We start from the raw sequence: 25,556 nt of genomic DNA, 5'->3' as shown, positions 1-25,556 counted from the left end.
CGGCAGCACATAAGGGTTCGGATATGGCCAAAGTTGCTTTCATCGGTCTCGGCGTCATGGGCTTCCCCATGGCCGGTCATCTCGCCACCAAAGGCGGCCACGAGGTCACCGTCTACAATCGCAATGCAGCCAAGTCGAAAGCATGGGCGGAGAAGTTCGGCGGCAAGTCGGCGCCGACCCCGAAAGCCGCCGCCGAAGGCCAGGATTTCGTCATGGCCTGCGTCGGCAACGACGACGACCTGCGCTCGGTGACCACCGGTGCCGATGGCGCCTTTAGCGGCATGGGTAAGGGCAAGATCTTCGTCGATCACACCACCGCCTCCGCCGAAGTGGCCCGCGAGCTCGATGCCGCCGCCACCAAGGCCGGCTTCCACTTCATCGACGCCCCCGTCTCCGGCGGCCAGGCCGGTGCCGAGAACGGCGCGCTGACCGTGATGTGCGGTGGCGAGGCCTCGGTCTATGCCAAGGTCGATCCGATCATCGCCGCCTATGCCAAGATGCAGAAGCTGCTCGGCCCAGCCGGTTCCGGCCAGCTCACCAAGATGGTCAACCAGATCTGCATCGCGGGCCTCGTCGAGGCGCTGTCGGAAGGCATCCACTTCGCCAAAAAAGCCGGGTTGGATGTGAATTCGGTGGTCGAGGTGATCTCCAAGGGCGCCGCCCAGTCGTGGCAGATGGAGAACCGCCACAAGACCATGAACGAGGGCAAGTTCGACTTCGGCTTTGCCGTCGAGTGGATGCGCAAGGACCTGTCGATCTGCCTCGCGGAAGCCCGCCGCAACGGCGCCAGCCTGCCCGTCACGGCGCTGGTCGATAACTTCTACGCAGAAGTGGAAAAGATCGGTGGCAAGCGCTGGGACACGTCCAGCCTGCTCGCTCGTTTCGAGAAGTAAGCAACTCATAATACAAACGAATCCGCGGCCGGGCGAAGCGCAACGCGCGTCCCCGGCCGCTCTCGTTTTCACAGTAAATTAACCGGATTGGCGCGTTCTTTAAGGCGCCCTTTAAGGATTGTGCGGCACAGATAATGATCTGTGAAAACCGCCCGCAGTTGCGTGCAGGATTTGTGTAAGCGTGATGAGTGAGCCCGCCGCCAGGCCCGAGGTCGTCCAGCTTCCGGCTGAAGAGCCAGTCGCTGCGCCGCGCAACCGGCGGGCGGCCCAGCAGCGTGTGCGCGAGGCCCGCGACCGCCTGACCTCGACCTCCGGCACCCGCCCCGCTTTCGACCGCGAACTGCTCCGCCAATACGCCCAGACCCGCCTCTCCGCCTCGCTGGTGGTCACGCTGCTGGTGGTCGGCACCGGCATCGTGTTCGGCGTCTGGCTGCAGCCGCTGCCCGCCGCCGCCTGGGCCTGCGGCATGCTGTGCATCCATGCCGTCATCCTCCGCGCCTGCAACCGCTATCTCGCCGAACCGCCGGGCCCGAACACGACGCGACAGTGGCGCACGCGCTTCATGGCGCTGGATCTGCTCTACGGCCTCGCCTGGACCACCATCCTGGTGCATCCGACCGGCGCCGACGTCGTCTCCAATTCGCTGATGATGTTCCTGATGCTGCTGGTGGTGGCCGTCTCCAGCATGCTCGCATCGAGCCTGCCCATCGCCGCCATCGCCGCCACGGCCCCGGTGACGTTTGGCGTTGCCATGAGCTTCATCGTGCGCGGCAATTTCGACAATTACGTCCTCGCAGCACTCGCCGTCGCCGCCGAGGGCTATTTCATCCTGCTCGCCCAGCGCCTGCATTCGACGACGCTTGCCGCCCTCGAAGCGCGCGCCGAGAAAGATGCCCTGATCGGCGAGCTCGAACAGGCCAAGGCGATCTCGGACGAAGCGCGCCACCGCGCCGAAGCTGCGAACGTCGCCAAGTCGCGCTTCCTGGCCCAGATGAGCCATGAACTCCGCACGCCGCTGAATGCCATTCTCGGCTTTTCGGAAGTGATGAAGAGCGAGATTTTCGGCGCGCATGCGGTCGCGGTCTACAAGGACTATTCCGGTGACATCCATAACTCGGGCGTGCACCTGCTCAATCTCATCAACGAGATTCTCGACCTGTCGCGCATCGAGGCCGGCCGCTATGAGTTGAACGAGGAAGCCGTCTCGCTCGAACACGTCGTCGCCGATTGCCATCATCTCCTGAAGCTGCGCGCCACCAGCCGCGGCATCACCATCCATGAAGTGTTCGAGCACGGCATGCCGCGTGTCTGGGGCGACGAGCGCGCCTGCCGGCAGATCGTGCTGAACCTGCTGTCCAACGCCATCAAGTTCACGCCGCAGGGCGGCGAGATCTGGCTCAAGGTCGGCTGGACCGCGTCGGGCGGCCAGTATCTCAGCTGCAAGGATACCGGCTCGGGCATCGCCGAAGACGAGATCCCCATCGTACTGGCCTCGTTCGGCCAGGGCTCGAACTCGATCAAGTCAGCCGAGCAAGGCGCCGGCCTCGGCCTGCCGATCGCCAAGAGCCTGGTCGACATGCATGGCGGCACCTTCACGCTGAAATCGAAGCTGCGCATCGGCACCGAGGTGATCATCACCTTCCCGCCGGAACGCGTGATGTCGGCGCTGGCGCCCGTCACCGACGACGCGCCGCCGCTGCAGCCAGATTACGAGATCACCGACGAGAAACGACGTCCCCGCAACAAGCCCATCATGAATGCGGGAACCGGCTTGTGAGATCACAGCTTGCGCAAGCGGGCCGAACCGCTCAAATATCGATGGATGAACAAAGAAACACCGTGCGTCGCCATCTGCGTCATCGATCCCAAAGCCAAGCTCTGCTTGGGATGCGGACGCACGCTGCCGGAGATCGCGCGCTGGGGCCGCATGGAGAGCGCGGAACGCCTCAGCATCATGGCGACGCTGGAAACCCGCATGACGGATGCCGGCTTCGCGCCGCCATCGACCTACGCGCGCAAGCCACGGCCCGCGACAACCTGAACAGGATGACGACCGGAGGCGCCGCATGACGCGCGTCGTCCTTCTGGTCATCGTCATCGTCGCGACCGCAGGTGCGGCGCTCGCTTATGGTGACCCCCAGCAGATCTCCCGCGCCGGCACGCTCGTCACCGAAATCCTGCGCAAGCAGGTTCCGCCGCCGCGACGCACTGTTGATGTACCGCGCAGCAATGGCGGCGAATTCGCTCTGCAGGCGATGATCAACGGCGTCAATGCCCCGATGGTGATCGACACTGGCGCCACATCGGTGGTGCTGTCCTGGGAGACCGCCAAGAGCATCGGCCTGCCCATCGAGTTGCTGACCTACAATGTCGATGTGGAAACCGCAGCCGGCCGCACCAAGGCGGCGCGGCTGACCCTGGACCGGCTCGCCGTCGGCAAACTGGTGGAGCGCTCGGTCCCTGCCCTCGTCGTGCAGCGCGGGCAGATCAAGACCAATCTGCTCGGCATGAGCTTTCTCGATCGTCTGGAAAGCTGGGAAGTCCGCGCCGATGGCCTGAAGCTGCACGGCTATCCGTGAACTCCTCCCCGTCATGGTGAGGAGGCGCGCAGCGCCGTCACGAACCATGAGCTGGCTGGGCGCCGGAGCGTGCCACCATCCTTCGAGACGCGCGCAACTGCGCGCTCTTCAGGATGAGGGCCGAGCGTCACGCCGCTTCCGACACCGCAGGCTCGTCCTCCACCAGCGCAATCGCATCGCGCAGCACGTCGATCCCGGCGCCGTGCTTCACGCCATATTCAGCCAGATGGCGCCGAAACGCGCGCGCGCCACGCACCGCATGAAACGCGCCGACAAAGTGTCGCGTGATCGAATGCAGCCGTGTGCCCTGCGCAAGCTGATCGGCGATGTATGGCATCATCGCCTCCATCACATCCTTCATCGTCGCGTGCTGCGCGGGTTCGCCAAAAATTTCGGGATCGACGGCAAGCAGGCGCCACGGCTCCTGATACGCCGCGCGGCCGAGCATCGCGCCATCCACATGCGCGAGATGCTCCTTGGCCTCCGCGATACCGGGAATGCCGCCATTGATCGCGATCGGCACATCCGGCATCGCCGCCTTCAGCCGATAGACGCGATCGTAGTTCAGCGGCGGGATGGTGCGGTTCTCCTTCGGCGACAAACCATTCAGCCACGCCTTGCGCGCATGCACGATCAGCGCATCGGCGCCGGCCGCGACCACCGCTTTGGCCAGCACATCGAGTGCCACTTCCTCATCCTGATCGTCGATGCCGATGCGGCACTTCACTGTCACGGGCACATCCACCGCCGCCTTCATCGCAGCGACACAGCGCGCGACGAGATCGGGCTCCGCCATCAGGCACGCACCGAAGCGCCCTTCCTTCACGCGGTCCGACGGACAGCCGACATTGATGTTGATTTCGTCATAACCGAAACCGGCGCCGATCCGCGCCGCTTCGGCCAGCTTGTCAGGATCGGAGCCACCGAGCTGCAGCGCGACGGGATGTTCGACGGCATCGAAGCCGAGCAGCCGCTGGCGATCGCCGTGAATGACCGCGGGCGTCGTCACCATCTCCGTATAGAGCAGCGCATGCCGCGTCAGCAGACGATGGAACACCCGGTTATGCCGGTCAGTCCATTCCATCATCGGCGCCACGGAAAAACGCCAGAAATTACAAGTACTTACGGCACTCATCAAAAGATTTCCGATAGTGAATCTGCCTACTAAGCCATTGAAATTACTTAGTGTCAGCAACGGCAGCGCCTAGCGGTACAACATGAAGTGCAACATGGGCAAATGTTGTACGCCTTGCTAACAGATTGGCCGTGTTTCGCTTTCTTTTTCGACGTCGGCAATGCCAGTCCGTCCAGCCAGCGGCAATTGCCGTGATTCCCGCTGGTCGATACAACAAAATCGTACCACCTCGGCAGGCAAGTATTCGTTGGGGTGCTAATACTTTCAGTGAAAAGTATTCAGGAAACCAATGATGGATCGCGGCCGGGTGTTAATTGAGCAGCCGTACCGCATGCAGGCAATTTCCACGCTCAATTTAGCGATCAATCTCAGCGCCACCTGGGGTGCTGCACCCATGAACATCTTCGCTGGCGACAAGCTGGTGGTCGAAGGCAACCTATTTGGCTTCACCAATCCAGCCATCGAAGCCGGGATAATGCACTGCCGTGCGTTGCTGGAGTTTCTGGGGCTATGCAGCGACAATGGACAGCTAGGCAACATCACGCGCGCACGTCGCCGCACAGACATCGGCATCGAGCACTTCAACAAACCGGATGGCACGCCGCTCAAGATGGTTACGCCTGACGACGCTGCAAACCGCTATCCAGGCCCAAGCGACGAATCGAAGAACGCCCTGCTCGCAGTCTTCCAAGTGGCGAACAAAGAACTGGCTCACGTCACTGAGGATTTGAGAGACAGCCCGGAGCACGCCAGGCTTATCGAAATCGCAAGCCGAGGAATTCCCGTGCTGATGGTCGGCTGCTTCTACAAACCGCTTGATCTGCCTGCACCGGAGTACAAGCTCACTCACCGGTCGCGCGAAGCATAGCCGACGGCTCGTCGTTATCATTAGATGCAGTTGGCTGCGTTCGGATTTCCCACAGCACTCGCGCTACCCCTCCGTTCCCAACAGGTTCGCGCATAGCCTTGAGAGTTTCGTCTGTAGTGGATGACGCCCAAGAACCTCTCGCTGACAACTCCCTTACACGTACCCATCCGGCGGCGCGCAGAGAGGCGCCGCTTTCATCGTGTTGCGTATAGGTGATGCATCGCAAATACCCCATCGCCTTCGCTGCCCGCCACACAGCGCCATAAAGCATGCTGTTTGCGTTGCGGGTGCCATCAGTGCATGTGCGGTTGACCTCCAGCGTCATCCCATCATCGAAGTGACGAGCCACTGGACGGCCTGCCATCGCAACGCCGACCAGCTTTCCGGTTTTGATCTTTGAACCATCTGAGCACTGCAGGCCTGGGTCGCAAAGCCCTATGCTGAATTTGTGGCCACGAGGAGGTTTGTTATGCCGGTGTAGTTCGGCGACGAATGCGCATGCTTGCCGGAATGTAACTGGAATGATTTTCACAATGAACAGATTGATTCAGAAATTCAGGCCCGGTCAATTCGGAAACGATTGCCGGGGCGTGTGTGCCGAAGCACTGCGCATAGTTTACCGCGTAAACGACAGACTCCGAATTCCCGACGTAAACGGATGGCCTTTCCAGTACAACACGCGGGTACAACATCGGTTGCTCGGCACGCGTCAGCCCCTATTTTTACAGGGGCTGACGGCCAGCGTCGATCCACTCCATCGTCGGCGCCACGGAAAATTTATTCATCATATCAATTACTTATTTCGACCAGAGGCCACGCCGGACAGGTGCCGGCGGAGCGTTTGGCGGGACCATATCAATGATCGCGCCGATGCCCAACTTTCCTCACGGCCGCCATTCACCGGAACCGCGATGGCCCGCCGCCGCGTAGGGCGCAAATAATGTCTGCTGCTCATCGATCACCAGCGGCCGCCCTAGCGGCGGAAAAGCCCGCTGCGGGCAGCTGCGGCGCTCGCAGACCTTGCAACCCATGCCGATCGGCGTGGCTGCCGCAGCGTCGATCACATTCATCCCTTGCGAATAGACGAGTTCCGACGCATGCCGAACATCGCAGCCGAGGGCCACGGCAAATGTCTTGGTCAAAGCGCCATAGCCGCCGCGCCGCTTGGTAACGCAGCGCGCGATCCACAGATAGGTGCGCTCATCGGGCATGCGTGCCAGCTGGGTCAGGATCCGCTCAGGCTGCACGAAGGCTTCATAGACATTCCACAGCGGACAGGTGCCGCCGATGCGCGAGAAGTGAAAATCCGTCGCCGATTGCCGCTTGGAAATATTGCCGGCACGATCAACACGAATGAAGAAGAACGGCACGCCACGCGATGACGGCCGCTGCAGCGTGCTGAGCCGATGGCAGATCGTCTCGAAACCGACACCGAATGCATCGCTCAGCAGATCGATATCGTAGCGCTTGCGCTTGGCGTCGGCGAGGAACCGCTCATAGGGCAGAATGAGCGCACCGGCAAAATAATTGGCGAGCCCGATCCGCGCCAGCGCCGATGACTCGCTGCTTGTAAGCTGCGCGCGGCCGACGATCCCGGCGATCGATATGCCCTCCTCCAGCATGGCAATCTGCGTCGCCATCTGGAAGGCGCGCTGCCCCGGCTCCAGATTGCGCGACATGTGCAGTGCCCCGCTCTGTGCATCGAAGCGGCGATGAGTCTCATTGGGCATGTCCTCGATCGATACCGAGACCCTGTGCCGCTCGCGCAGGTAATCGACCAGCCGCTCCGATGTAACAGCGCCGCTCGGCGCGAGCTTCTGCGCCAGCGCCTCGGCGGCCTCATCGAGTTCGGCGATGTAGTTGTGCCGCGCATAGAAAAAGTCGCGCACTTCCTCATAGGGCGTCGATGGCAGCAGCGCCGTATCGGCCTGCCGGTCCTCTCCAAGTTGCGCAGCGAGTGCTGCGGTCTGCTCGACGGCCTGGCGATGCTTGCGGTTGAGAGCGACCAGCGCACGGCCAACAGCCGGCATGTTGAGCGCGAGTTCGCGCAGCTCCGCCGTCGAGATCGTCTCGCCGATATGCGGATCGGACAGCGCCTCGCGCAGATCGGAAATCAGCCGCGCTTCGTCATCCTCGGAGAACAGTTGCACATCGACGCCGAAGGCCGCGTTGAGCTTGAGTAACACACCCACCGTCAGCGGGCGCTGGTTGTTTTCGATCTGGTTGAGATAGCTCAGCGAAATGCCGATTGCGGATGCGACCGCCTGCTGTGTCAGCCGGCGCTCCTCGCGCAGACGCCGCAGCCGCACGCCCATGAAGGCCTTCTTCATCGCCGCCTCCGACTTTGCAAACTTTGCAAATTCACCAGATCTTCTTCGCTTTACTACGCTTTTTCAGCTCTGTTCGCGCTAACGCTTTTGCAGATATTGCGAACTTGTCCGTCACATGCAAGCGCGAACACTCGCCCGACAGCCCGGTGCGGTTCGTGCCCTAACAGGCAGGTTCTCGTGAAATCCCACAGTGTCCGTAGCTACAAATCGTCCGAACAGCTCGCCCGCAACGACCAGCTCGCCTGGAAGATTGCCGAAGTCGCGTCTGATCCGGTCGCTGTCGAGCCTGCTGTGATCGAGATGATCGGCAACCGCATCATCGACAATGCCGCCGTCGCCGCCGCATCCATCGCGCGCCGCCCGGTGGCGAGTGCGCGTGCGCAGGCCGTGGCGCATCCACTGGCGCCCGGCGCCACCATTTTCGGCCTGCCGCATCGCCAGCGCGTCTCGCCGGAATGGGCTGCATGGGCCAACGGCGTCGCCGTGCGCGAACTGGATTTTCACGACACATTTCTCGCCGCTGATTACTCGCATCCCGGCGACAACATCCCGCCGATCCTTGCCGTCGCACAACATTGCGGCCTCGACGGCGCCGCGCTGCTGCGCGGCCTCGCCACCGGCTATGAAGTGCAAGTCGATCTCGTCAAAGGCATCTGCCTGCACGAGCACAAGATCGACCACATCGCCCATCTCGGCCCATCGGCTGCGGCAGGCATCGGTACCGCACTCGGCCTGCCGACCGAGACGATCTATCAGGCCGTGCAGCAGGCGCTGCATGTGACGACGACGACGCGGCAATCGCGGAAGGGCGAGATATCGAGCTGGAAAGCCTATGCCCCCGCTTTCGCCGGCAAGATGGCGATCGAGGCCGTGGACCGCGTGATGCGCGGCGAAGGCGCGCCCTCGCCCGCATGGGAAGGCGAAGACGGTTTTATCGCCTATCTCCTGTCCGGTCCGAACGCGGAATACACCGTGCCGCTGCCAGAGCGCGGCGAGCCGAAGCGCGCCATTCTCGATACCTACACCAAGGAACACTCCGCCGAATATCAGAGCCAGGCTTTGATCGATCTCGCCCGCCGCATGGGGCCCAAGATCGGCGATCTCTCGAAGATCGAGAGCATCGTGATTCACACCAGCCATCACACCCATTATGTGATCGGCACCGGCGCCAATGATCCGCAGAAGATGGATCCGACCGCGAGCCGCGAAACCCTCGATCACTCGATCATGTATATCTTCGCCGTCGCCCTCGAAGACGGTGGCTGGCATCACCAGCACTCCTATGCGCCAGCCCGCGCCCGTCGCGCCGAGACCGTCGCGCTTTGGCACAAGATCTCCACGGTCGAAGATCCCGCCTGGACCGCGCGCTACCACACCCATGACCCCAGGCAGAAATCCTTCGGCGGCCGCGTCGTCGTCACGCTGAAAGGTGGCTCCACCATCAGCGACGAACTCGCGCTGGCCGATGCACATCCGCTCGGCGCCCGCCCCTTCGTCCGCGCGAACTATATCCGCAAATTCGAGCAGCTCGCTGAGGGCGTCGTCCATGCCGCGGAGCAGAAGCGCTTCCTCGGCCTCGTCGAGCGCCTGCCCGAATTGTCCGCGCAGGATATCGCGCACCTCAATTTCTTCGTCGATCCCGACAGGCTCAACGACAACACGGCACGCGGCATCTTCGACTGGTCGGTGAAATGATCCGCTCAGAAAACACGCAAGGAGACTTCCATGGTTGACGAGGTTTTGCAGGCCCGCCCGGCTCCGAAGAAATCCGTGGCCCTCTCCGGCATCGTCGCCGGCAACACCGCGCTGTGCACGGTGGGCCGCACCGGCAATGATCTGCATTATCGCGGCTATGACATCCTCGATGTCGCCGAGAGCTGCGAATTCGAGGAGATCGCCTATCTTCTCGTCCACGGCACGCTGCCGACGCCGGCCGAGCTCGCCGCCTACAAGACAAAACTGAAAAGCCTGCGCGGCCTGCCAAGCGCCGTGCGCACCGCACTGGAAACCCTGCCAGCCGCTGCCCATCCGATGGATGTCATGCGATCGGGCGTCTCCACGCTCGGCTGCGTGCTGCCGGAAGCGTCCGACCACAACCATCCCGGCGCGCGCGACATCGCCGACCGGCTGATGGCCTCGCTCGGCTCGATGCTCTTATACTGGCATCACTTCTCGCAGAACGGCCGTCGCATCGAGTTGGAAACCGATGACGACACCATCGGCGGCCACTTCTTGCATCTCTTGCATGGCAAGGCGCCGAAACCGGCAGAGGTGCGCGCGATGCACACCTCGCTCATTCTCTATGCCGAGCATGAGTTCAATGCCTCGACCTTCACCGCGCGCTCCATCGCCGGCACCGGCGCCGATATCTATTCGGCCGTCACCGGCGCCATTGGCGCGCTGCGCGGGCCCAAGCATGGCGGCGCCAACGAAGTCGCATTCGAAATCCAGAAGCGCTACGTCAATGCCGATGAGGCCGAGGCCGACATCCGCCGTCGTGTCGCCAATAAGGAAGTCGTGATCGGCTTTGGACATCCCGTCTATACGATCGCCGATCCCCGCAACAAGGTGATCAAGGACGTCGCGCGCCGTCTCTCGCAGGACGCTGGATCGCTCAAAATGTTCGAGATCGCCGACCGCATCGAAGCGGCCATGGCGGATTCCAAGAAGATGTTCGCCAATCTCGATTGGTTCAGCGCCGTGTCCTATCACATGCTCGGCGTGCCTACGGCGATGTTCACGCCGCTTTTTGTGATCGCCCGCACCTCCGGCTGGGCTGCCCACATCATCGAGCAACGCGTTGACAACAAGATCATCCGGCCCTCTGCGAATTATGTCGGCCCGGAGAACCTGGCCTTCGTGCCGATCGATCAACGCGGCATCACGCCCGCGCCACGCGCAGCTTGAGGACAATGGAATGCCCTATCTCGTCGCCTCGGATCTGCCCACTGAAACCGCCGGCCGTCGCTTTCGCCAATTGCTGAAAGCACCCGGCATTCTCCAACTCCCGGGCGCGCACAACGGCATGGCGGCCCTGCAGGCCAAATCCTTTGGCTTTCAAGGTCTTTATCTGTCCGGCGCAGCGATGACGGCCTCCATGGGCCTGCCAGATCTCGGGATCATCACCGTCGATGAGGTGTCTTTCTTCATCCGCCAAATCGTCCGCGCGGCACAACTGCCGCTGCTGGTCGATGCCGATACCGGTTATGGCGAAGCGCTGAATGTGATGCATGCTGTTCGCACCTTCGAGGATGCCGGTGCTGGCGCGCTGCATCTCGAAGACCAGATCCTCCCGAAGAAATGCGGTCATCTCAACGACAAGAAGATCGCCGATGCTCGCGACATGGCCGCGAAGGTCGCGGCCGCCGCCAAAGCGCGTCGCGATCTCGTGATCATCGCGCGCACCGATGCCGCCGCCAGCGAAGGCCTCGACGGCGCGGTGGCACGCGCAAAGCTCTATATGGACGCGGGCGCCGATGCGATCTTCCCGGAGGCGCTCAACACCGCCGAGATGTTTCGTGCCTTCGCGGAGCGGATGCCCGGCGTGCCCCTGCTCGCCAATATGACGGAGTTCGGCAAGACGCCGTTTTTCACCGCATCGGAATTCGAAGCGATGGGCTATGCGATGGTGATCTGGCCGGTCTCGTCATTGCGTGTCGCCAACAAGGCGCAGGCCGATCTCTATGCCGCCATCGCGCGTGATGGCGGCACCCACAACATGGTCGATCGCATGCAGACTCGCGCCGAGCTTTACGACACCATCGGCCTGCATGATTACGAAGCCCTGGATTCGTCGATCATCCAGACCATCGTTCCGGAAGCCATGCCGCGATAACGACGGGCCTCTGCCCACTGTCGGGATTGGCACATGCAATGCGCGACCTGCCCACACGGCAGCCCACGGATTGACGAACCGATCCCGGCCTACTTAAGTCTCTGCGTCGAGGTCTCCGGGTCATGTTCGATCCGGAGCTAAGAGGGAAGCCGGTGCGCGACGAACGTCATGAGTTCGTCGCAAGGCCGGCGCTGCCCCCGCAACTGTAAGCGGTGAGCGAGCGTCCATCAGTGTCACTGAAGCCAAAAGCTTCGGGAAGGCCGGACGTCAGCCACGACCCGCGAGCCAGGAGACCTGCCTCGACAAACTGTACGTCCACGGGCGGGGTGTCCCGGTGGTGCGCTAAGCAGCCTGCCGCATGTGCGGCAGATCATGCCCGCGTCCGCCTTCCCTTTGCCCCCAATCATGGGGTTAAAGCTATGTCGATCTCTTCACTTCCTGTTGCAACGCTCGGTACGCCGCGGATCGGTCCGCGGCGCGAATTGAAATTCGCCCTCGAAAGTTTCTGGGCCGGGAAATCCACCGAACAAGAGCTGCTGAAGACTGCAGCCGATCTGCGCGCCGCCAATTGGGCGCGACAGAAATCACTCGGCGTGACGATCATCCCGTCCAACGACTTTTCACTCTATGATCAGGTGCTCGACACCAGTGTGATGGTCGGTGCCATTCCCAGGGCCTATGGCTGGACATCTGGCAGCGTATCGCTCGCCACCTATTTCGCCATGGCGCGCGGCGCCCAGGGCGATGCGCATGATGCAAGCTGTGGTCATGCCCATCACGGCCACGGCGTTGTCGCGCAGGAAATGACGAAGTGGTTCGACACCAACTATCACTACATGGTGCCGGAATTCTCCAGCGATCAGACATTCGCCTTGTCCTCGCGCAAGCCGATCGAGGAGTTCGAGGAAGCCAAGGCGCTCGGCCATCACACGCGCCCCGTGCTGGTCGGCCCCGTCACCTTCCTGAAGCTCGGCAAGAGCCACGATGCAGGCTTCAATCCGCTCTCGCTGCTCGACAGGCTCCTGCCCGTCTATGTCGAGCTGCTGCGTGAGCTGGCGAAACGCGGTGCCGACTGGGTGCAGATCGACGAGCCCTGTCTCGTGCTCGATCTCGACAGTCCCACCCGCGATGCGCTGAAGCACGCTTATGCAGGCATCTGCGCCAATGTGCCGGGCTTGAAGATCATGCTCGCCACCTATTTCGGCGAGATCGGCGACAATCTCGACACCGCACTGGCCCTCCCCGTGGCCGGCCTTCATATCGACCTCAAGCGCGGCACCGATCAGCTCGTACAGGTGGCATCGCGCATACGGCCGGATCAGGTGCTGTCGCTCGGCGTCGTCGATGGACGCAATGTCTGGCGCACGGATCTGTCCGGCACGCTCGATCACATCACGCCCGTGGTGAAGCAGCTCGGCGCGGAGCGTGTACAGATCGCAACATCCTGCTCGCTGTTGCATGTGCCCATCGATCTCGCGCTCGAAACCGATCTCGATCCCGATGTGAAAAGCTGGCTCGCTTTCTCGCTGCAGAAGATGGGCGAGCTCTCGACCCTCGGCAGAGCACTGGCGCAGGGCCGCGCCAGCGTCGGCGATGCGCTCGCCGCCTCCGACAGTGCCGTGATCGCACGCGATTCATCGCCGAAGATTCACAATGACGCCGTCGCCAGGCGCATGGCGGGCCTGACCGGCCAGAGCCACAGCCGCAAATCGCCTTTCGCAAACCGGGCGGATATCCAGCGCAAGGCCTTCGACCTGCCCCGCTTCCCGACCACCACCATCGGCTCGTTCCCGCAAACGGCCATCGTGCGCAATGCCCGCGCGTCCTTCACCCGTGGCGACATCACGCTCGACAAGTATGAGCAGTTCCTCCGCGAAGAGACGGCCGAGGCGGTGCGCTGGCAGGAGGAGATCGGTCTCGACGTGCTCGTGCACGGCGAGTTCGAGCGCAACGACATGGTGCAGTACTTTGGCGAGCAGCTCACCGGCTTCACCTTTACCAAATTCGGCTGGGTGCAGTCCTATGGCTCGCGCTATGTACGCCCGCCGATCCTGTTCGGCGACGTCTCGCGTCCGAAGGAAATGACCGTGGGCTGGTGGCGCTATTCGCAGTCACTGACCAAAAAGCCGATGAAGGCGATGCTCACCGGGCCCGTCACGATCCTGAACTGGTCCTTCGTCCGTGACGATATCCCGCGCAGCGTCGCCTGCCAGCAGATCGCCTTCGCCATCCGCGACGAGGTCATCGATCTCGAAGAGGCCGGCGCCAGGATGATCCAGATCGACGAAGCCGCCTTGCGGGAGGGCCTGCCGCTGCGCAAGTCGCAGTGGACAACCTATCTCGATTGGGCCGTGGGCAGCTTCCGCATCACCGCATCAGGCGTTGACGACAAGACCCAGATCCACACCCATATGTGCTATTCCGAGTTCAACGATATCATCGACGCCATCGGCGCCATGGATGCCGACGTCATCTCCATCGAGACGTCGCGCTCCAAGATGGAGTTGCTCGACGCCTTCAAGAGCTACAAATATCCCAATGAGATCGGACCCGGCGTCTACGACATCCACTCGCCACGCGTGCCGGATATCGCCGAGATGACCGAGCTTCTGGCGCTCGCACGCCAGCGGCTCACCGATGCGCAGCTCTGGATCAATCCGGATTGCGGCTTGAAGACGCGCAAATGGGATGAGGTGAAGCCCGCGCTCGTCAACATGGTCGCCGCCGCCCGCGAGCTGCGAACGGCCTCCTGACCGACTCCGATGACAGCGCATCCCTTGATGCGCTGTCATCCCTCTGGTTGCGCCCCGCCGCAATTAACCGCGCGATAACCATAAATCGGCATGATGGGTGCATCGAATGGAGCGCCACATGGCTAGACAATTCGAATTCATCTGCGCCGTGATCTACGGAGCCGTGCTTGTTGTCGGCGTGACAGCCGAAGCAATGCCCTGGTTTGCCGGCTAGGCGTCACATTCCCAAAAGCTAACGCATCGCTCGTCACATCGAGCGGGCCTCATCGTCACCGGCCTGCCGATGCGCCTGCACCGCCTGCTCTGCGGCGGCCGCCGCCTGGCCATAGCGAAACCACGGAATGCGCGGCCACAGGTGATGCACCAGATGATAGTTCTGGTTCAGCATCAGAACCTGCAGCAACCGCCCTCGAAACATCCGCGTGCTTTCCAGCGGATGGGTCGATGTGTGCGGATAATGCACCGCCCAGGCGCCGGTCAGCTCCAGCAGCACGCCGGAGATCACCACCGGGCCGAGCCAGACAAAGAGGGCAAACTCCAAATGTCCGGCGACCACGCAGCCCGCAACGACAGCGGCCTGCAGCGCCACCGTCACGAGATGCTCGATCAGTTGCCGGCGCTTTCCCTGCCATAATTTCCTGCGCAGCATGAAGTGATTGTCATGCACCAGCCGCACCACGGCCCATAGCGGCAGCAGCCAGCGCGGCTGCCGGCCGATGACGAAATCGGGATCGCGCTCGCTGTCATTGGTGAAAGCGTGATGCTGCAGATGGATGATGCGAAACAGCGGGAACGACAGCCCCTCGATGGCGGCCGCGATACGGCCGAGCCACAGATTGATGCGGCGATCGGGATGCGCATTGCCGTGCACGGCTTCATGGCTGACTGTGTAGAAACAATACAGGCATAGCAGCGCCAGCAGCGCGGCCGGTTCACGCGGTATGAGCTCGTGCCACAGCGACAGGCAGACCGCCGCATAGGCCACGAGATCGATTGCGAACAGCCACACCGTCGGATTGGCGGTGGAAGCCATCGGCAGCTCCATCAGCCTGCGATCGATCCGAAGCTCCGGTCGCGCCATCGATGTCTCCTCGCAATCATCCCGTGGCGACGAAATATAATACACTTTTTAGTTGCATTAAACGTTAATCACCCTTAATACTCGTAGAACGATCCCAAACCATAGCGGGGTCCGCGCGGCGGTCATTGCCGCGCATCCATATCGGCATCGCGCTTCTTGGTCCCTCATCGACGGGAGCCTTCACGTGCTTGCATCCGCTTCGACCGCCCCTCACGCCGCATCCTCGGCTCCGCCGGAGCCCATCGCCATCATCGGCATCGGCTGCCGGTTTCCCGGCGGCGTCGATGGCCCGGACGCGTTCTGGACCTTGCTGCGCGATGGCGTGGATGCGATCGGCGACGTGCCGGGAGATCGCTGGGATATCAGCAGCTATTACGATCCCGATCCGCGCAAACCCGGCAAGATGAACACGCGCTGGGGCGGCTTCGTGGATGGCATCGACAAATTCGATGCGCTGTTCTTCGGCATCTCGCCGCGCGAGGCTGCGATGATGGATCCGCAGCAGCGGCTGCTGCTCGAAGTCGCGTGGGAAGCGCTCGAACATGCCGGCCTGCCCGCCGACAAGCTTGCCGGCAGCGACACCGGCGTGTTCGTCGGCATTTCCAGCCACGACTATGGCGACATCCAGATGGGTGATCGCGACAACAATGACTACGATCATTATCTGATGACCGGCAGCGCGCTCAGCATCGCCGCCAATCGCCTCTCTTACATCTTCGACTTCCAGGGCCCGAGCATCGCGGTGGATACCGCCTGCTCCTCGGCGTTGACGGCGACACATCTCGCCTGCCGCAGCATCTGGAGCGGCGACGCCTCGGTCGCGCTTGCCGGCGGCGTCAATGTGATCCTGGAGCCGGTCACCAGCATCGGCTTCAGCAAGGCCTCCATGCTGTCGCCCGATGGCCGCTGCAAGGCGTTCGATAGCCGCGCCAATGGCTATGTGCGCAGCGAAGGCGCCGGCATCGTGGTGCTGAAGCCGCTGTCGCGCGCGCTCGCCGACGGCGACACCGTGATCGCCACCATCATCGGCACCGCCGCCAATCAGGACGGCCATTCCCATGGCATGACGGTGCCGAGCCCCGCCGCGCAATCGGCGCTGCTTACAAGCGCCTATCGCCAGGCCGGCATCGCGCCATCGGACGTCACTTATGTGGAGGCGCACGGCACCGGCACGCCGGTCGGCGACCCCATCGAGGCCGGCGCGCTCGGCAAGGTGCTGTCGCAAGGCCGCGATGACAATGGATTCTGCCGCATCGGTTCGGTGAAGACCAATATCGGCCATCTCGAATCCGCCTCCGGCATCGCCGGCCTGATCAAGACCGCCCTGATGCTGCAGCATCGCGAGATCCCGCAGAACCTGCATTTCCTGCAGGCCAATCCAAAGATCCCGTTCGAGCAGCTGAAGCTGCGCGTGCAGCAGCAGCACGAAGCGTGGCCGGCAGATGCCGCTCCCCTTGCCGGCGTCAATTCATTCGGCTTCGGCGGCGCCAATGCCCATGTGCTGCTGCGCGGTGTCGATCCCGGACCGGCACCAAAGACCTCCGACGATCCCCGCGCGCAATTGCTGCTGCTGTCCGGCCGCAGCCCGGACGGACTGAAGGCCACTGCACGCAGCATGCGCGACTTCATCGAGAGCAACCACGCGTCCCTGCACGATCTCTGCGCCGGCGCGGCGCTGTTCCGCCAGCATCACGATTTCCGTCTCGCCATCGCCGCGCAATCCTACGACGATCTGCGCGAACAGCTCGACACCGTGCTCGCACGCCCCACCGCAACACCCGCCGCCCGGATCTCCCGCGAACAATCCCGCATCGCCTTCGTCTTCTCCGGCATGGGCACGCAATGGTGGGGCATGGGCCGGCAGCTGCTGGCCGAGGAGCCCGTCTTCGCGGCCGCGATTGCCGATTGCGATGCGATCTTTACACCGCTGGCCGGCTGGTCGCTGCGCGATCAGTTCAGCGCCGCCGAACAGGACTCGCGCATGGCCGACGCCGATGTGGCGCAGGCGACGGGTTTTGCCTTGCAGGTCGGCCTTGCACGCCTCTGGCAGTCCTGGGGCATCGCGCCTGACGTCATCATCGGCCACAGCGCCGGCGAAGTCGCGGCCGCGCATATTTCCGGCGCGCTCACCCTCGACGATGCCGTGCGCGTGATCTATCACCGCAGCCGCCTGCAGCATCGCGCCAGCGGCCAGGGCCGCATGCTCGCCGTCGGCCTGCCCGCCGCCCGCGCGCGCGACTTGCTGGATGGTATCGATGACGTCTCCATCGCCGCCATCAACAGCCCCCGCGCAGTGACGCTCTCCGGTAGCACCACGCGCCTCGCCGCCATCGAGGAGGAGCTGAAGCAGCAACACGTCTTCTGCCGCTTCCTCACCGTTGCCGTGCCCTATCACAGCCCTTACATGGACGCGCTACGCGACGAGTTGCTCGCCTCGCTGCATGGCCTCGCATCGCTGCCGCCGCAGATCCCCATGATCTCCACCACCACCGGCGAGCCGGTCGAAGACGGCACTTTCGATGCGCATTACTGGTGGCATAATGTGCGCGATCCCGTCGAATTCGAGACTGCGATCGGACAGGCCATCGCCACCGGCTGCAGCGCCTTCATCGAGCTCGGCGCCAATCCGGTTCTATCGCGCGCCATCTCCGAAAACCTCGCCGCGCAGGACAATCGCAGCGGCACCATCCTGCCCTCGCTGCGCCAGGGCGACGACGATCGCATCACCATGCTGGCCTCGCTCGGCGCGCTCCATGCCGATCACGTCGCCATCGACTGGACACGCCTCTATCCCGATGCCCGCCGCGTCGCGCTGCCGATCATGCCATGGCTGCGTGAGCGGCACTGGACCGAATCCGAGATCGCCAATCGCAGCCGCCTCGGCCGCACGCCGCATGCGCTGCTGGGGCGCCGGCTGCAGACCGCGCTGCCCACATGGCAATCGATTATCGATCCCACCCGGCAGGCCTTCCTCGCCGATCATCGCCTGCATGGCAGCATGGTGTTTCCCGGCGCCGGCTATATCGAGATGGCGCTGGCCGCCGGCAGCGATCTGTTCGGCCGCGACGTCAGCTGCGAGAACATCCAGTTCGAGCGCGCGCTCTATCTCCCCGATGGCGCGCTGCCCCGGCTGCAATTCGTCTACGATCCCGCCACCGGCAATTTCGAAGTGCATAGCGGCGCCGGTCACGGCACCGGGGAATGGATACGGCATGCCGGCGGCACCTTGCGCCCCAGCGCCAATGGCCATCCGATCGCACGGATCGATCTCGCTGCCATCCGCGCCGGCGCATCGAACCATCTGGCGAAGCCGGACATCTATCGCCTGCTCAAAAGCATGGGCCTGCATTACGGCCCCTGCCATCAGGGCATCGAAGACCTCGTCATCTGCGACGGCCACGCCCTCGGCCGCATCGAGGCGCCGCAGGAGATCGTCACGGCGGACGATTCCTTCGCCGATTATTACATCCACCCCGCTCTGCTCGATGCCAGTTTCCAGGTCCTGATCGGCGCAGTGCCCAATGCCGTGCAAAATCGCGAGCTACCCGGCCTCTATGTGCCGGTCGGGATCGACAGTCTCCGTATCAAGCAGCGACCGGGCGCGCGCTTCCACGTGCTCGCGTCCATCACAGGCCGCAGCCCCACCCAGCTCGAAGGCGATATCACGCTGCTTGACGACGACGGCAGCACGCTGGTCGCGATCAAAGGCTTCCGCTGCCAGCGCATGATGGGCGCGCGCACGGATGCGGCCGACGACATGTATTACGAGGACCGCTGGCATCCCCGCGCGCTGCCGGGTCATGAGACGCATCCCGCGGGCACCGTGGCGATGCCGGCCCCCGACGCCGCCGCATTGCGTGCGATGGCGGCCCGGCTCGGCGCAGAGCACGAACGCCCCACGTACTATGCGACCGTCGCGCCGCAATTCGAGCGCCTCGCCCAGGCCTATATTATCGAAGCGCTGGCCGCGCTCGGCCTCCATCCGCAGGCCGGCGGACGGATCGCCCTGTCCAGGCCCGAGATCGCCGAGCAACATCAGCGGCTGTTCGCGCGGCTGCTCGATATGCTGGTCGAGGACGGCATTGCCATGCGCGACGGCGATGCCATCGTGCTGCAAGCCGTGCAGCGCCCCCACAGCGCGCAACAGCAACACGAGCTGCGCGAACGTTTCCCCGATTACGCAGTCGAACTCGACCTGCTCGGCCGCTGCGGGCCCGAACTCGCGGACGTGTTGCGCGGCAGCTCCGATCCCTTGCAGGTGCTGTTTCCGCAAGGCGACAACACGCTGCTGGCCCGCCTCTACAACGAGGCCCCGAGCTGCGCGGTCTATAACCGCACCGCCCGCGCCGCAGTCCGCGCCGCCATCGACGCCCTCCCGGCAACACAGCCGATCCGCATCCTCGAAATCGGCGGCGGCACCGGTGGCCTCACCGCGCATCTGCTCGATGCATTGCCGACCGGCCGCGTCGAATATGTCTTCACCGATGTCTCGAAGGCCTTCATTGTGGACGCCGCCACGCGTTTCGCCCATCACGGTTTCATACGCACCGAGGTGCTGGACATCGAGACCGACCCGCAAGCCCAGGGCTTTGCGGCCCATGGTTTCGATATCATCGTCGCATCCGACGTGCTGCACGCCACCGCATCGCTCGACCAGACCACCGCACATATCGCGAAGCTGCTGGCCCCAGGCGGCCTGCTGGTCATGATCGAACTGACGCAGACGCCGCATTGGGGCGAGCTGATTTTCGGCCTGCTCAAGGGCTGGTGGCGTTTCGAGGATGGCGATCTGCGGCCACATCATCCCTGGCTGTCGGCATCCGGCTGGCAGAGTCTGCTGCAACGCCACGGCTTCGGCGACATCACGGCGCTCGCCGATATCGATGATATCAACTGCGCCGGGCATCATGTCATCATCGGCCGGGCTGCGGACACGGTGGTCGATCTCACCACGCCCCACCCCACCATCGCGCCGTCCATCGATCGCGGTTGCTGGATCATCCTCGCCGACAAGGCCGGCACTGCCTTCGAGCTCAGCGCCCTGCTCGATCAGGCCGGCGACAGTTCAATTCTGGTCTATCCAGGCGACGCCACCTTCCACACGGGCGATGGCGAATTCCAGCTCGATCCCACCGATCCCGCGGGATGGACTGATCTCATTGAGTCAACTCTCAAGCAGCATCCCCACTGCAAGGGCATCGTCCATATGTGGACGCTGGACTCCATGCTTGCGGAGGATACGAGCCCGTCCGACCTCGCAGCCGCGCAGGCACTGGGCTGCGAGAGCGCCATTTCCATGATCCAGGCGCTGCAGACCTCCACATGGAAAGCGCCGCAAATCGTCATCGTCACCCGCGGCACGCAGATCGTGTCGCCGGACAGCGCGGTTGCACCGCTGCATGCGCCGCTCTGGGGCATCGGCCGTGTCATCGCCAACGAGATGCGCGACATCCAGTGCCGCCTCATCGATCTCGATGCCACGCCCGTCGCCGATGACGCCAGGCAACTGGTCAGCGAATTGCTGTCGGATCGCGGCGAGCACGAAACCGCGTTCCGCGGCGGCTGGCGCTATGCCGGCCGGCTGGCCCGCCTTGCCGCGAAGGATCTGCAGCCCAAAAACGATCCTGCCGCGTCGGTCACGCGCGAACGCCCGGCCTATCGCATCGAGGCCGTGCGTCCCGGCGCGCTCGACAGCCTGACAGCACAGGCCATCGATGCGCCCATGCCGGCCGCCGGTGAAATCCTCGTTCGCGTCCATAGCGTCGGCCTGAATTTTCGCGATGTCATGAAGGCGCTGGGTATCTATCCCGCCGATAGTGACGATCCGCTCTGGCTTGGCGACGAATGCGCGGGAACGATCGAAGCGGTCGGCGCCGGCGTCGATAGCTACAAGATCGGCGATGAGGTCATCTGCATTGCGCCCGGCTGTTTCGCAGCCACCGTCGCCACGCCTGCCGTCTTCGCGGTGCCGAAGCCGGACTGGATGAGTTTCGAGGATGCCGCGACAATCCCCATCACTTTCCTCACCGCCGCCTATGCGCTGCATCAGCTCGCCAATCTCGCGCCGAAGGAGCGCGTGCTGATTCAGGCCGCGGCCGGCGGCGTTGGCCTCGCGGCGATCCAGCTGGCGCAGCAGGCCGGCGCCGAGGTCTATGCCACCGCCGGCACGCCGGAGAAGCGCGCTTATGTGACCTCACTCGGCGTCAGGCACGTCATGGATTCACGCAGCCTCGATTTCGCCGACGAGATCATGGCGCTGACCCGGGGCGAAGGCGTCGATATCGTGTTGAACTCGCTGGCCGGCGACGCCATCGGCAAGGGCCTGTCGGTGCTGCGCCAGGGCGGCCGCTTCATCGAGATCGGCAAGCGCGACATCTACCAGAACACCAAACTCGGCCTGCGTCCGTTCCGCCGCAACATCTCGTTCTTTGCCGTCGATCTCGCGCGCACGTTCCAGACCCGGCCCGCTTTCATCGGCGCCATGTTCCGCGACGTGATCCGGCATTTCGAAAGCGGCACGCTGAAGCCGTTGCCGAAGCGCGTCTATCCCGTCACCGACATCGTCGATGCGTTCCGCCACATGCAGCAGGCCAGACATATCGGCAAGATCGTGATCTCCGATCTACAGGCACCCGGCGCCATCGCGCCGCTGCGCGGCGCGCACGACACCATCGCTGCGGATGCCACCTATCTCATCACCGGCGGCTATGGCGGCTTCGGTCTTGGCCTTGCCGCATGGCTGGCCGATCAGGGCGCGAAGCAGATCGTCCTCACCGGCCGCAGCGGCCGGCCGTCACCGCAAGCCATCGCGGCCATCGAAGCCCTGCGCAAGCGCTGCCGCGTCACCGTCGCAGCCATCGACGTGGCCGACGAGCCGGCGATGGCCGCGCTGTTCGACGAGATCGCGCGCACCATGCCGCCGCTGCGCGGCGTCGTGCATGCGGCGATGCAGATCGACGACGGCATCATCCTGCAACAGAGCGCCGCGCGCATGCAGGCAGCCCTTCGCCCGAAGATGTGCGGCGCCTGGACGCTGCATCGGCTGACCCGCACCCTGCCGCTGGATTTCTTCGTGATGTTCTCGTCGGTGACATCGCTGGTCGGCAATCCCGGCCAGGCCAATTACGTCGCGGCCAACAGCTTCCTCGATGCCTTCGCTTATTATCGCCGTGGCCTCGGCCTGCCCGCACTCACGATCAATTGGGGCGCCATCGCCGATGCCGGCTATGTGGCCGAGCGCGACGAAATCGGCCGCCATGTGGCGCGGATCGGCGTCATCCCGTTCCCGCAGGCGGAGGCCATCGCCACATTGCAGGCCGCGCTGCAATCCGGCCGCGCTCAGCTCACGGTGGCCAAGGTCGACTGGCCGAAGATCTTTGCCGCCATGCCCGCCGTAGCGGAATCGCCGCATTTCGCCGCCATGCGGCAGGTCACCACCAGTGCTGCCTCCGTCTCCGCGGACACGTTCCGGACCCGTCTCGCCCAGACGGCACCGCAGGCCCGGCTGGCGCTGCTCGACACGTTCCTGCGCGAGCGCCTCGCCACCGTATCCGGTGCGGCTGCCTCCAAACTCAATTTCGAACTGCCGATCGCCGATCTCGGCATCGACTCGCTGATGGCCGTCGAACTCGAAACCGCAATCCGCAGCGATGTGGGCATCGATCTGCCGCCGGGGCTTCTGCTGGATGACGGACTGACGGTCGCCGGCCTCGCCCGCCGCCTGCTGGAGGCACTGACGCCCTCCGCGCCGGCGACCCCTGAGCCGGCAGAGGCCATACCGGCGGCAGCGGCGCCAGACGCCGTGGCGGCGTGAGGAGAATGCGATGAAAACCATCCTGCTCACCGGAGCGTCGGGCGTGATCGGCCAGGCCCTGGTCGCGGAGCTCCGCGACACCCGGCTGCTCTGCCTCGTGCACCGCGCGCCGGTGCGCGGACCGCAGATGACAGCGCTGCAGGGCGACATCACCCGGCCGCGGCTCGGGCTCACCCGCGGCGAATATAACGAAGTCGCCGGCCGTATCGATCTCATCGTGCATGCGGCGGCGATCACCGATTTCGAGCAGCCGGCGGCGACCATCGCAACCACCAATATCGACGGCACCCGCCACATCGTCGAGCTCGCCCGCACCGCCGGCGTGCCGCTGATCTATACCGGCACCGCCTTCAGCCGGATGCGCAGCAGCATCGATCGTTTCGATGCCAATGCCTATGAGACCTCCAAGCGCGCCGCCGAGGACGTCGTGCGCGCCAGCGACGTACCCGCGGTGATCGTGCGGCCATCCATCGTGGTCGGCGATTCCCGCACCGGCGCCATCGCGCGCTTCCAGGGCTTCCATTTCATTCTCAGCATGTGGATGCGCGGATTGCTGCCGATCGGCGCGGTCGGTCCGACCTCGCTGGTCGATTTCATCCCGCAGGACATCGTCGCCCGCACCATCGCCGGCCTGATCGCGCGCGGCGATCGCGACGGCGACTACTGGGTCACGCTGGGCAACCACGCGCTGACGCCCGAGCGCATCGTCGAGATCTGCGTCGCGGCGGCGAATGCAGGCGGCAACAAGCGCGTCGCGAGGCCGCGCATGTATAGTTACGAGACCTTCGACCGGCTGATCCGTCCGGTGTTCTTCGATGCGCTGCCACCGCAGATGCGCCAGAGTTTCGAGCGCGCCATGAGCGTCGCGCGTTACATCAATATCGACGCGCCGTTTCCCTCCTCGATGCCGACGCTCGAGGCGCAATTCGGCATCGTGCTGCCGTCGCCGGACACGGTGCTGATGCGCAATCTCGATCACTGGCTGCAACACCATGCGAGGGCCGCATGAGCGAGCGCAGCACCGTCATCGACAGCTATCGCCGCCATATCAATAGCGGCATGGCACGGCTTGCCGGTTTCGTCGGCATGCATATCGAGGCGCGCTCGTCCGGCAGCCTCATCTATGACGACGCCGGCCGCGCCTTTCTCGATTGCGGCGGCTATGGCGTGTTCATCACCGGTCATTGCCATCCCGCCGTGGTCAGCGCCGTACGCGCGCAACTGGAGCGGCATCCTTTGTCGTCGCGCAGCATGCTGAGCCGCGAAGTCGCCGACGCCGCCACAGCCCTTGCAGCGATTGCACCCGGCGATCTCAGCTATGTCTGCTTCGCCAATTCCGGCGCCGAGGCCAGCGAACTCGGCATCAAGCTGGCGCGGCTCGCCGGCAAATCCACGATGATCTCCATGCAGGGCGGCTTCCACGGCAAGACGCTGGGCGCGCTCAGCATCAGCGGCCGCCCGCGCTATCGCACCCCGTTCGAGCCGCTGCTGCCGGACACGCTGCAGATCCCCTTTGGCGATGCCGAGGCACTCGATGCCGCCGTCGCATCCCATGGCGAGCTGGCCTGCGTCATCCTCGAACCCGTGCAGGGCGAGGCCGGCGTCATCATTCCGCCCGATGGCTATCTGCGCGACGTCGCCACCATCTGCCGCCGCCACGGCGCATTGCTGGTGCTCGACGAGATCCAGAGCGGCCTTGGCCGCCTCGGCACGCTGTGGGGCTGCGACCGCGAAGGCATAGCGCCCGATGTGCTCCTGGTCGGCAAGGGCCTCAGCGGCGGCTGCATCCCCGTCTCCGCCGTGGTCGCCACGCCGCACGTGTTCGAGCCGCTCAACCGCGATCCCGTGTTGCACACCTCCACATTCGCCGGCAGCCCCCTCGCCGCCGTTGCCGCGCGTGCGGCGATCGAGGTGATCACCACCGAAAACCTCGCCGCCCGCGCCCATGAGATCGGCACCCGCCTGCTCACCGACATCCGCGCCACCATGCAGAATAGCTGCGCGCCGCTCATCCACGAGGTCCGCGGCCGCGGCCTGCTGATCGGCATCGACTTCCACCACGAACACGTCGCCGGCGATTTCATCCTCGAACTCAGCCGCCTCGGCGTGCTCACCTCCACCTCGCTCAATTCACCCCGGGTGGTCCGCTTCACGCCGCCCGCGATCCTCGATGACGCCGAGACCGACTGGCTGCGCGATGCCGTCAGCACCGCCGCCAACACCATCATGCGCCGCCATGCGCGGGCATCATGACCAGAAGGAGCACAGC

The 25,556-nt window shown here is 64.0% G+C and carries 16 protein-coding genes and 1 riboswitch; of the genes, 12 read left to right on the top strand and 4 right to left on the bottom strand.

The features are described 5' to 3' along the window. Positions 1-23: 23 nt before the first annotated feature. The 4 genes from AC1RQ5_RS13120 to AC1RQ5_RS13105 all read left to right on the top strand — a co-directional run bounded on the left by AC1RQ5_RS13120 (position 24) and on the right by AC1RQ5_RS13105 (position 3,472). Positions 24-893 carry an NAD(P)-dependent oxidoreductase gene (locus tag AC1RQ5_RS13120; protein WP_398481241.1) on the top strand — a complete coding sequence of 290 codons (870 nt, stop codon included), beginning with the start codon at positions 24-26 and terminating at the stop codon, positions 891-893. A gap of 184 nt (positions 894-1,077) precedes the next feature. After that, complete coding sequence (locus AC1RQ5_RS13115) at positions 1,078-2,670, top strand: sensor histidine kinase (protein WP_493199460.1); 1,593 nt, start codon at positions 1,078-1,080, stop codon at positions 2,668-2,670. 45 nt (positions 2,671-2,715) lie between these two features. Then, positions 2,716-2,934, top strand: coding sequence for a DUF1289 domain-containing protein (locus AC1RQ5_RS13110; protein ID WP_398484754.1), 219 nt, complete (start codon positions 2,716-2,718; stop codon positions 2,932-2,934). Positions 2,935-2,959: 25 nt separating this feature from the next. Then, positions 2,960-3,472 carry a TIGR02281 family clan AA aspartic protease gene (locus tag AC1RQ5_RS13105; protein ID WP_398484752.1) on the top strand — a complete coding sequence of 171 codons (513 nt, stop codon included), beginning with the start codon at positions 2,960-2,962 and terminating at the stop codon, positions 3,470-3,472. Positions 3,473-3,599: 127 nt separating this feature from the next. On the opposite strand, the gene dusA is transcribed toward AC1RQ5_RS13105, so the two are convergent. Beyond that, positions 3,600-4,607 carry a tRNA dihydrouridine(20/20a) synthase DusA gene (gene dusA, locus AC1RQ5_RS13100; protein WP_493199458.1) on the bottom strand — a complete coding sequence of 336 codons (1,008 nt, stop codon included), beginning with the start codon at positions 4,605-4,607 and terminating at the stop codon, positions 3,600-3,602. Positions 4,608-4,899: 292 nt separating this feature from the next. On the opposite strand from dusA, the gene AC1RQ5_RS13095 reads away from it, so the two are divergent. Continuing rightward, a complete protein-coding gene (locus AC1RQ5_RS13095) occupies positions 4,900-5,475 on the top strand; it encodes a hypothetical protein (RefSeq protein WP_493199457.1) in 576 nt (191 codons plus the stop codon). Here the strand turns inward: AC1RQ5_RS13095 and AC1RQ5_RS13090 are convergent. Both AC1RQ5_RS13090 and AC1RQ5_RS13085 read right to left on the bottom strand, forming a co-directional pair. Beyond that, on the bottom strand, positions 5,450-6,007 hold the full coding sequence (locus tag AC1RQ5_RS13090) for an XF1762 family protein (RefSeq protein ID WP_493199455.1): 558 nt from the start codon (positions 6,005-6,007) through the stop codon (positions 5,450-5,452). The genes AC1RQ5_RS13095 and AC1RQ5_RS13090 overlap by 26 nt on opposite strands. Before the next feature lie 352 nt (positions 6,008-6,359). Continuing rightward, the gene (locus tag AC1RQ5_RS13085) at positions 6,360-7,805 is read right to left on the bottom strand and encodes a short-chain fatty acyl-CoA regulator family protein (RefSeq protein ID WP_493199454.1); all 1,446 of its coding nucleotides are present in this window, start codon (positions 7,803-7,805) and stop codon (positions 6,360-6,362) included. Between the two features lie 177 nt (positions 7,806-7,982). On the opposite strand from AC1RQ5_RS13085, the gene AC1RQ5_RS13080 reads away from it, so the two are divergent. The 4 genes from AC1RQ5_RS13080 to metE all read left to right on the top strand — a co-directional run bounded on the left by AC1RQ5_RS13080 (position 7,983) and on the right by metE (position 14,393). Continuing rightward, positions 7,983-9,500 carry an MmgE/PrpD family protein gene (locus tag AC1RQ5_RS13080; RefSeq protein WP_493199452.1) on the top strand — a complete coding sequence of 506 codons (1,518 nt, stop codon included), beginning with the start codon at positions 7,983-7,985 and terminating at the stop codon, positions 9,498-9,500. Positions 9,501-9,530: 30 nt separating this feature from the next. Continuing rightward, the gene (prpC, locus tag AC1RQ5_RS13075) at positions 9,531-10,712 is read left to right on the top strand and encodes a bifunctional 2-methylcitrate synthase/citrate synthase (RefSeq protein WP_493199450.1); all 1,182 of its coding nucleotides are present in this window, start codon (positions 9,531-9,533) and stop codon (positions 10,710-10,712) included. Positions 10,713-10,722: 10 nt separating this feature from the next. Continuing rightward, complete coding sequence (prpB, locus tag AC1RQ5_RS13070) at positions 10,723-11,640, top strand: methylisocitrate lyase (RefSeq protein WP_493199449.1); 918 nt, start codon at positions 10,723-10,725, stop codon at positions 11,638-11,640. 92 nt (positions 11,641-11,732) lie between these two features. Next, positions 11,733-11,956: riboswitch (cobalamin riboswitch) on the top strand. 103 nt (positions 11,957-12,059) lie between these two features. Next, positions 12,060-14,393, top strand: coding sequence for a 5-methyltetrahydropteroyltriglutamate--homocysteine S-methyltransferase (gene metE, locus AC1RQ5_RS13065; RefSeq protein ID WP_493199448.1), 2,334 nt, complete (start codon positions 12,060-12,062; stop codon positions 14,391-14,393). Between the two features lie 247 nt (positions 14,394-14,640). Here the strand turns inward: metE and AC1RQ5_RS13060 are convergent, their stop codons facing one another. After that, positions 14,641-15,474, bottom strand: coding sequence for a fatty acid desaturase (locus AC1RQ5_RS13060; protein ID WP_493199446.1), 834 nt, complete (start codon positions 15,472-15,474; stop codon positions 14,641-14,643). Between the two features lie 184 nt (positions 15,475-15,658). Here AC1RQ5_RS13060 and AC1RQ5_RS13055 point away from each other — a divergent pair, with 184 nt between their 5' ends. Genes AC1RQ5_RS13055 through AC1RQ5_RS13045 form a run of 3 tightly spaced genes read left to right on the top strand, consistent with a single transcriptional unit; the run spans position 15,659 to position 25,540 of the window. Beyond that, a complete protein-coding gene (locus AC1RQ5_RS13055) occupies positions 15,659-23,287 on the top strand; it encodes an SDR family NAD(P)-dependent oxidoreductase (RefSeq protein WP_493199444.1) in 7,629 nt (2,542 codons plus the stop codon). Positions 23,288-23,297: 10 nt separating this feature from the next. Further along, complete coding sequence (locus tag AC1RQ5_RS13050) at positions 23,298-24,296, top strand: SDR family oxidoreductase (protein WP_493199442.1); 999 nt, start codon at positions 23,298-23,300, stop codon at positions 24,294-24,296. Next, entirely contained in the window at positions 24,293-25,540 is a 1,248-nt protein-coding gene (locus AC1RQ5_RS13045; RefSeq protein ID WP_493199440.1) for an aspartate aminotransferase family protein, read from the top strand. The genes AC1RQ5_RS13050 and AC1RQ5_RS13045 overlap by 4 nt, the downstream gene beginning before the upstream one ends. Positions 25,541-25,556: the final 16 nt, after the last annotated feature.

The organism is Tardiphaga sp. GW821-FHT12E02, assembly GCF_058807155.1.
Note: the sequence above shows the minus strand (reverse complement) of the source record. Positions and strands in the feature narration are given on the sequence as shown.

Coding starts and splice junctions, on each gene's coding strand:
- dusA (WP_493199458.1), bottom strand. CDS start 4,607: ATGAGTGCCGTAAGTACTTGTAATTTCTGGCGTTTTTCCGTGGCGCCG.
- AC1RQ5_RS13120 (WP_398481241.1), top strand. CDS start 24: ATGGCCAAAGTTGCTTTCATCGGTCTCGGCGTCATGGGCTTCCCCATG.
- metE (WP_493199448.1), top strand. CDS start 12,060: ATGTCGATCTCTTCACTTCCTGTTGCAACGCTCGGTACGCCGCGGATC.
- AC1RQ5_RS13105 (WP_398484752.1), top strand. CDS start 2,960: ATGACGCGCGTCGTCCTTCTGGTCATCGTCATCGTCGCGACCGCAGGT.
- AC1RQ5_RS13045 (WP_493199440.1), top strand. CDS start 24,293: ATGAGCGAGCGCAGCACCGTCATCGACAGCTATCGCCGCCATATCAAT.
- AC1RQ5_RS13110 (WP_398484754.1), top strand. CDS start 2,716: ATGAACAAAGAAACACCGTGCGTCGCCATCTGCGTCATCGATCCCAAA.
- AC1RQ5_RS13115 (WP_493199460.1), top strand. CDS start 1,078: ATGAGTGAGCCCGCCGCCAGGCCCGAGGTCGTCCAGCTTCCGGCTGAA.
- AC1RQ5_RS13060 (WP_493199446.1), bottom strand. CDS start 15,474: ATGGCGCGACCGGAGCTTCGGATCGATCGCAGGCTGATGGAGCTGCCG.
- AC1RQ5_RS13050 (WP_493199442.1), top strand. CDS start 23,298: ATGAAAACCATCCTGCTCACCGGAGCGTCGGGCGTGATCGGCCAGGCC.
- prpB (WP_493199449.1), top strand. CDS start 10,723: ATGCCCTATCTCGTCGCCTCGGATCTGCCCACTGAAACCGCCGGCCGT.
- AC1RQ5_RS13095 (WP_493199457.1), top strand. CDS start 4,900: ATGGATCGCGGCCGGGTGTTAATTGAGCAGCCGTACCGCATGCAGGCA.
- prpC (WP_493199450.1), top strand. CDS start 9,531: ATGGTTGACGAGGTTTTGCAGGCCCGCCCGGCTCCGAAGAAATCCGTG.
- AC1RQ5_RS13085 (WP_493199454.1), bottom strand. CDS start 7,805: ATGAAGAAGGCCTTCATGGGCGTGCGGCTGCGGCGTCTGCGCGAGGAG.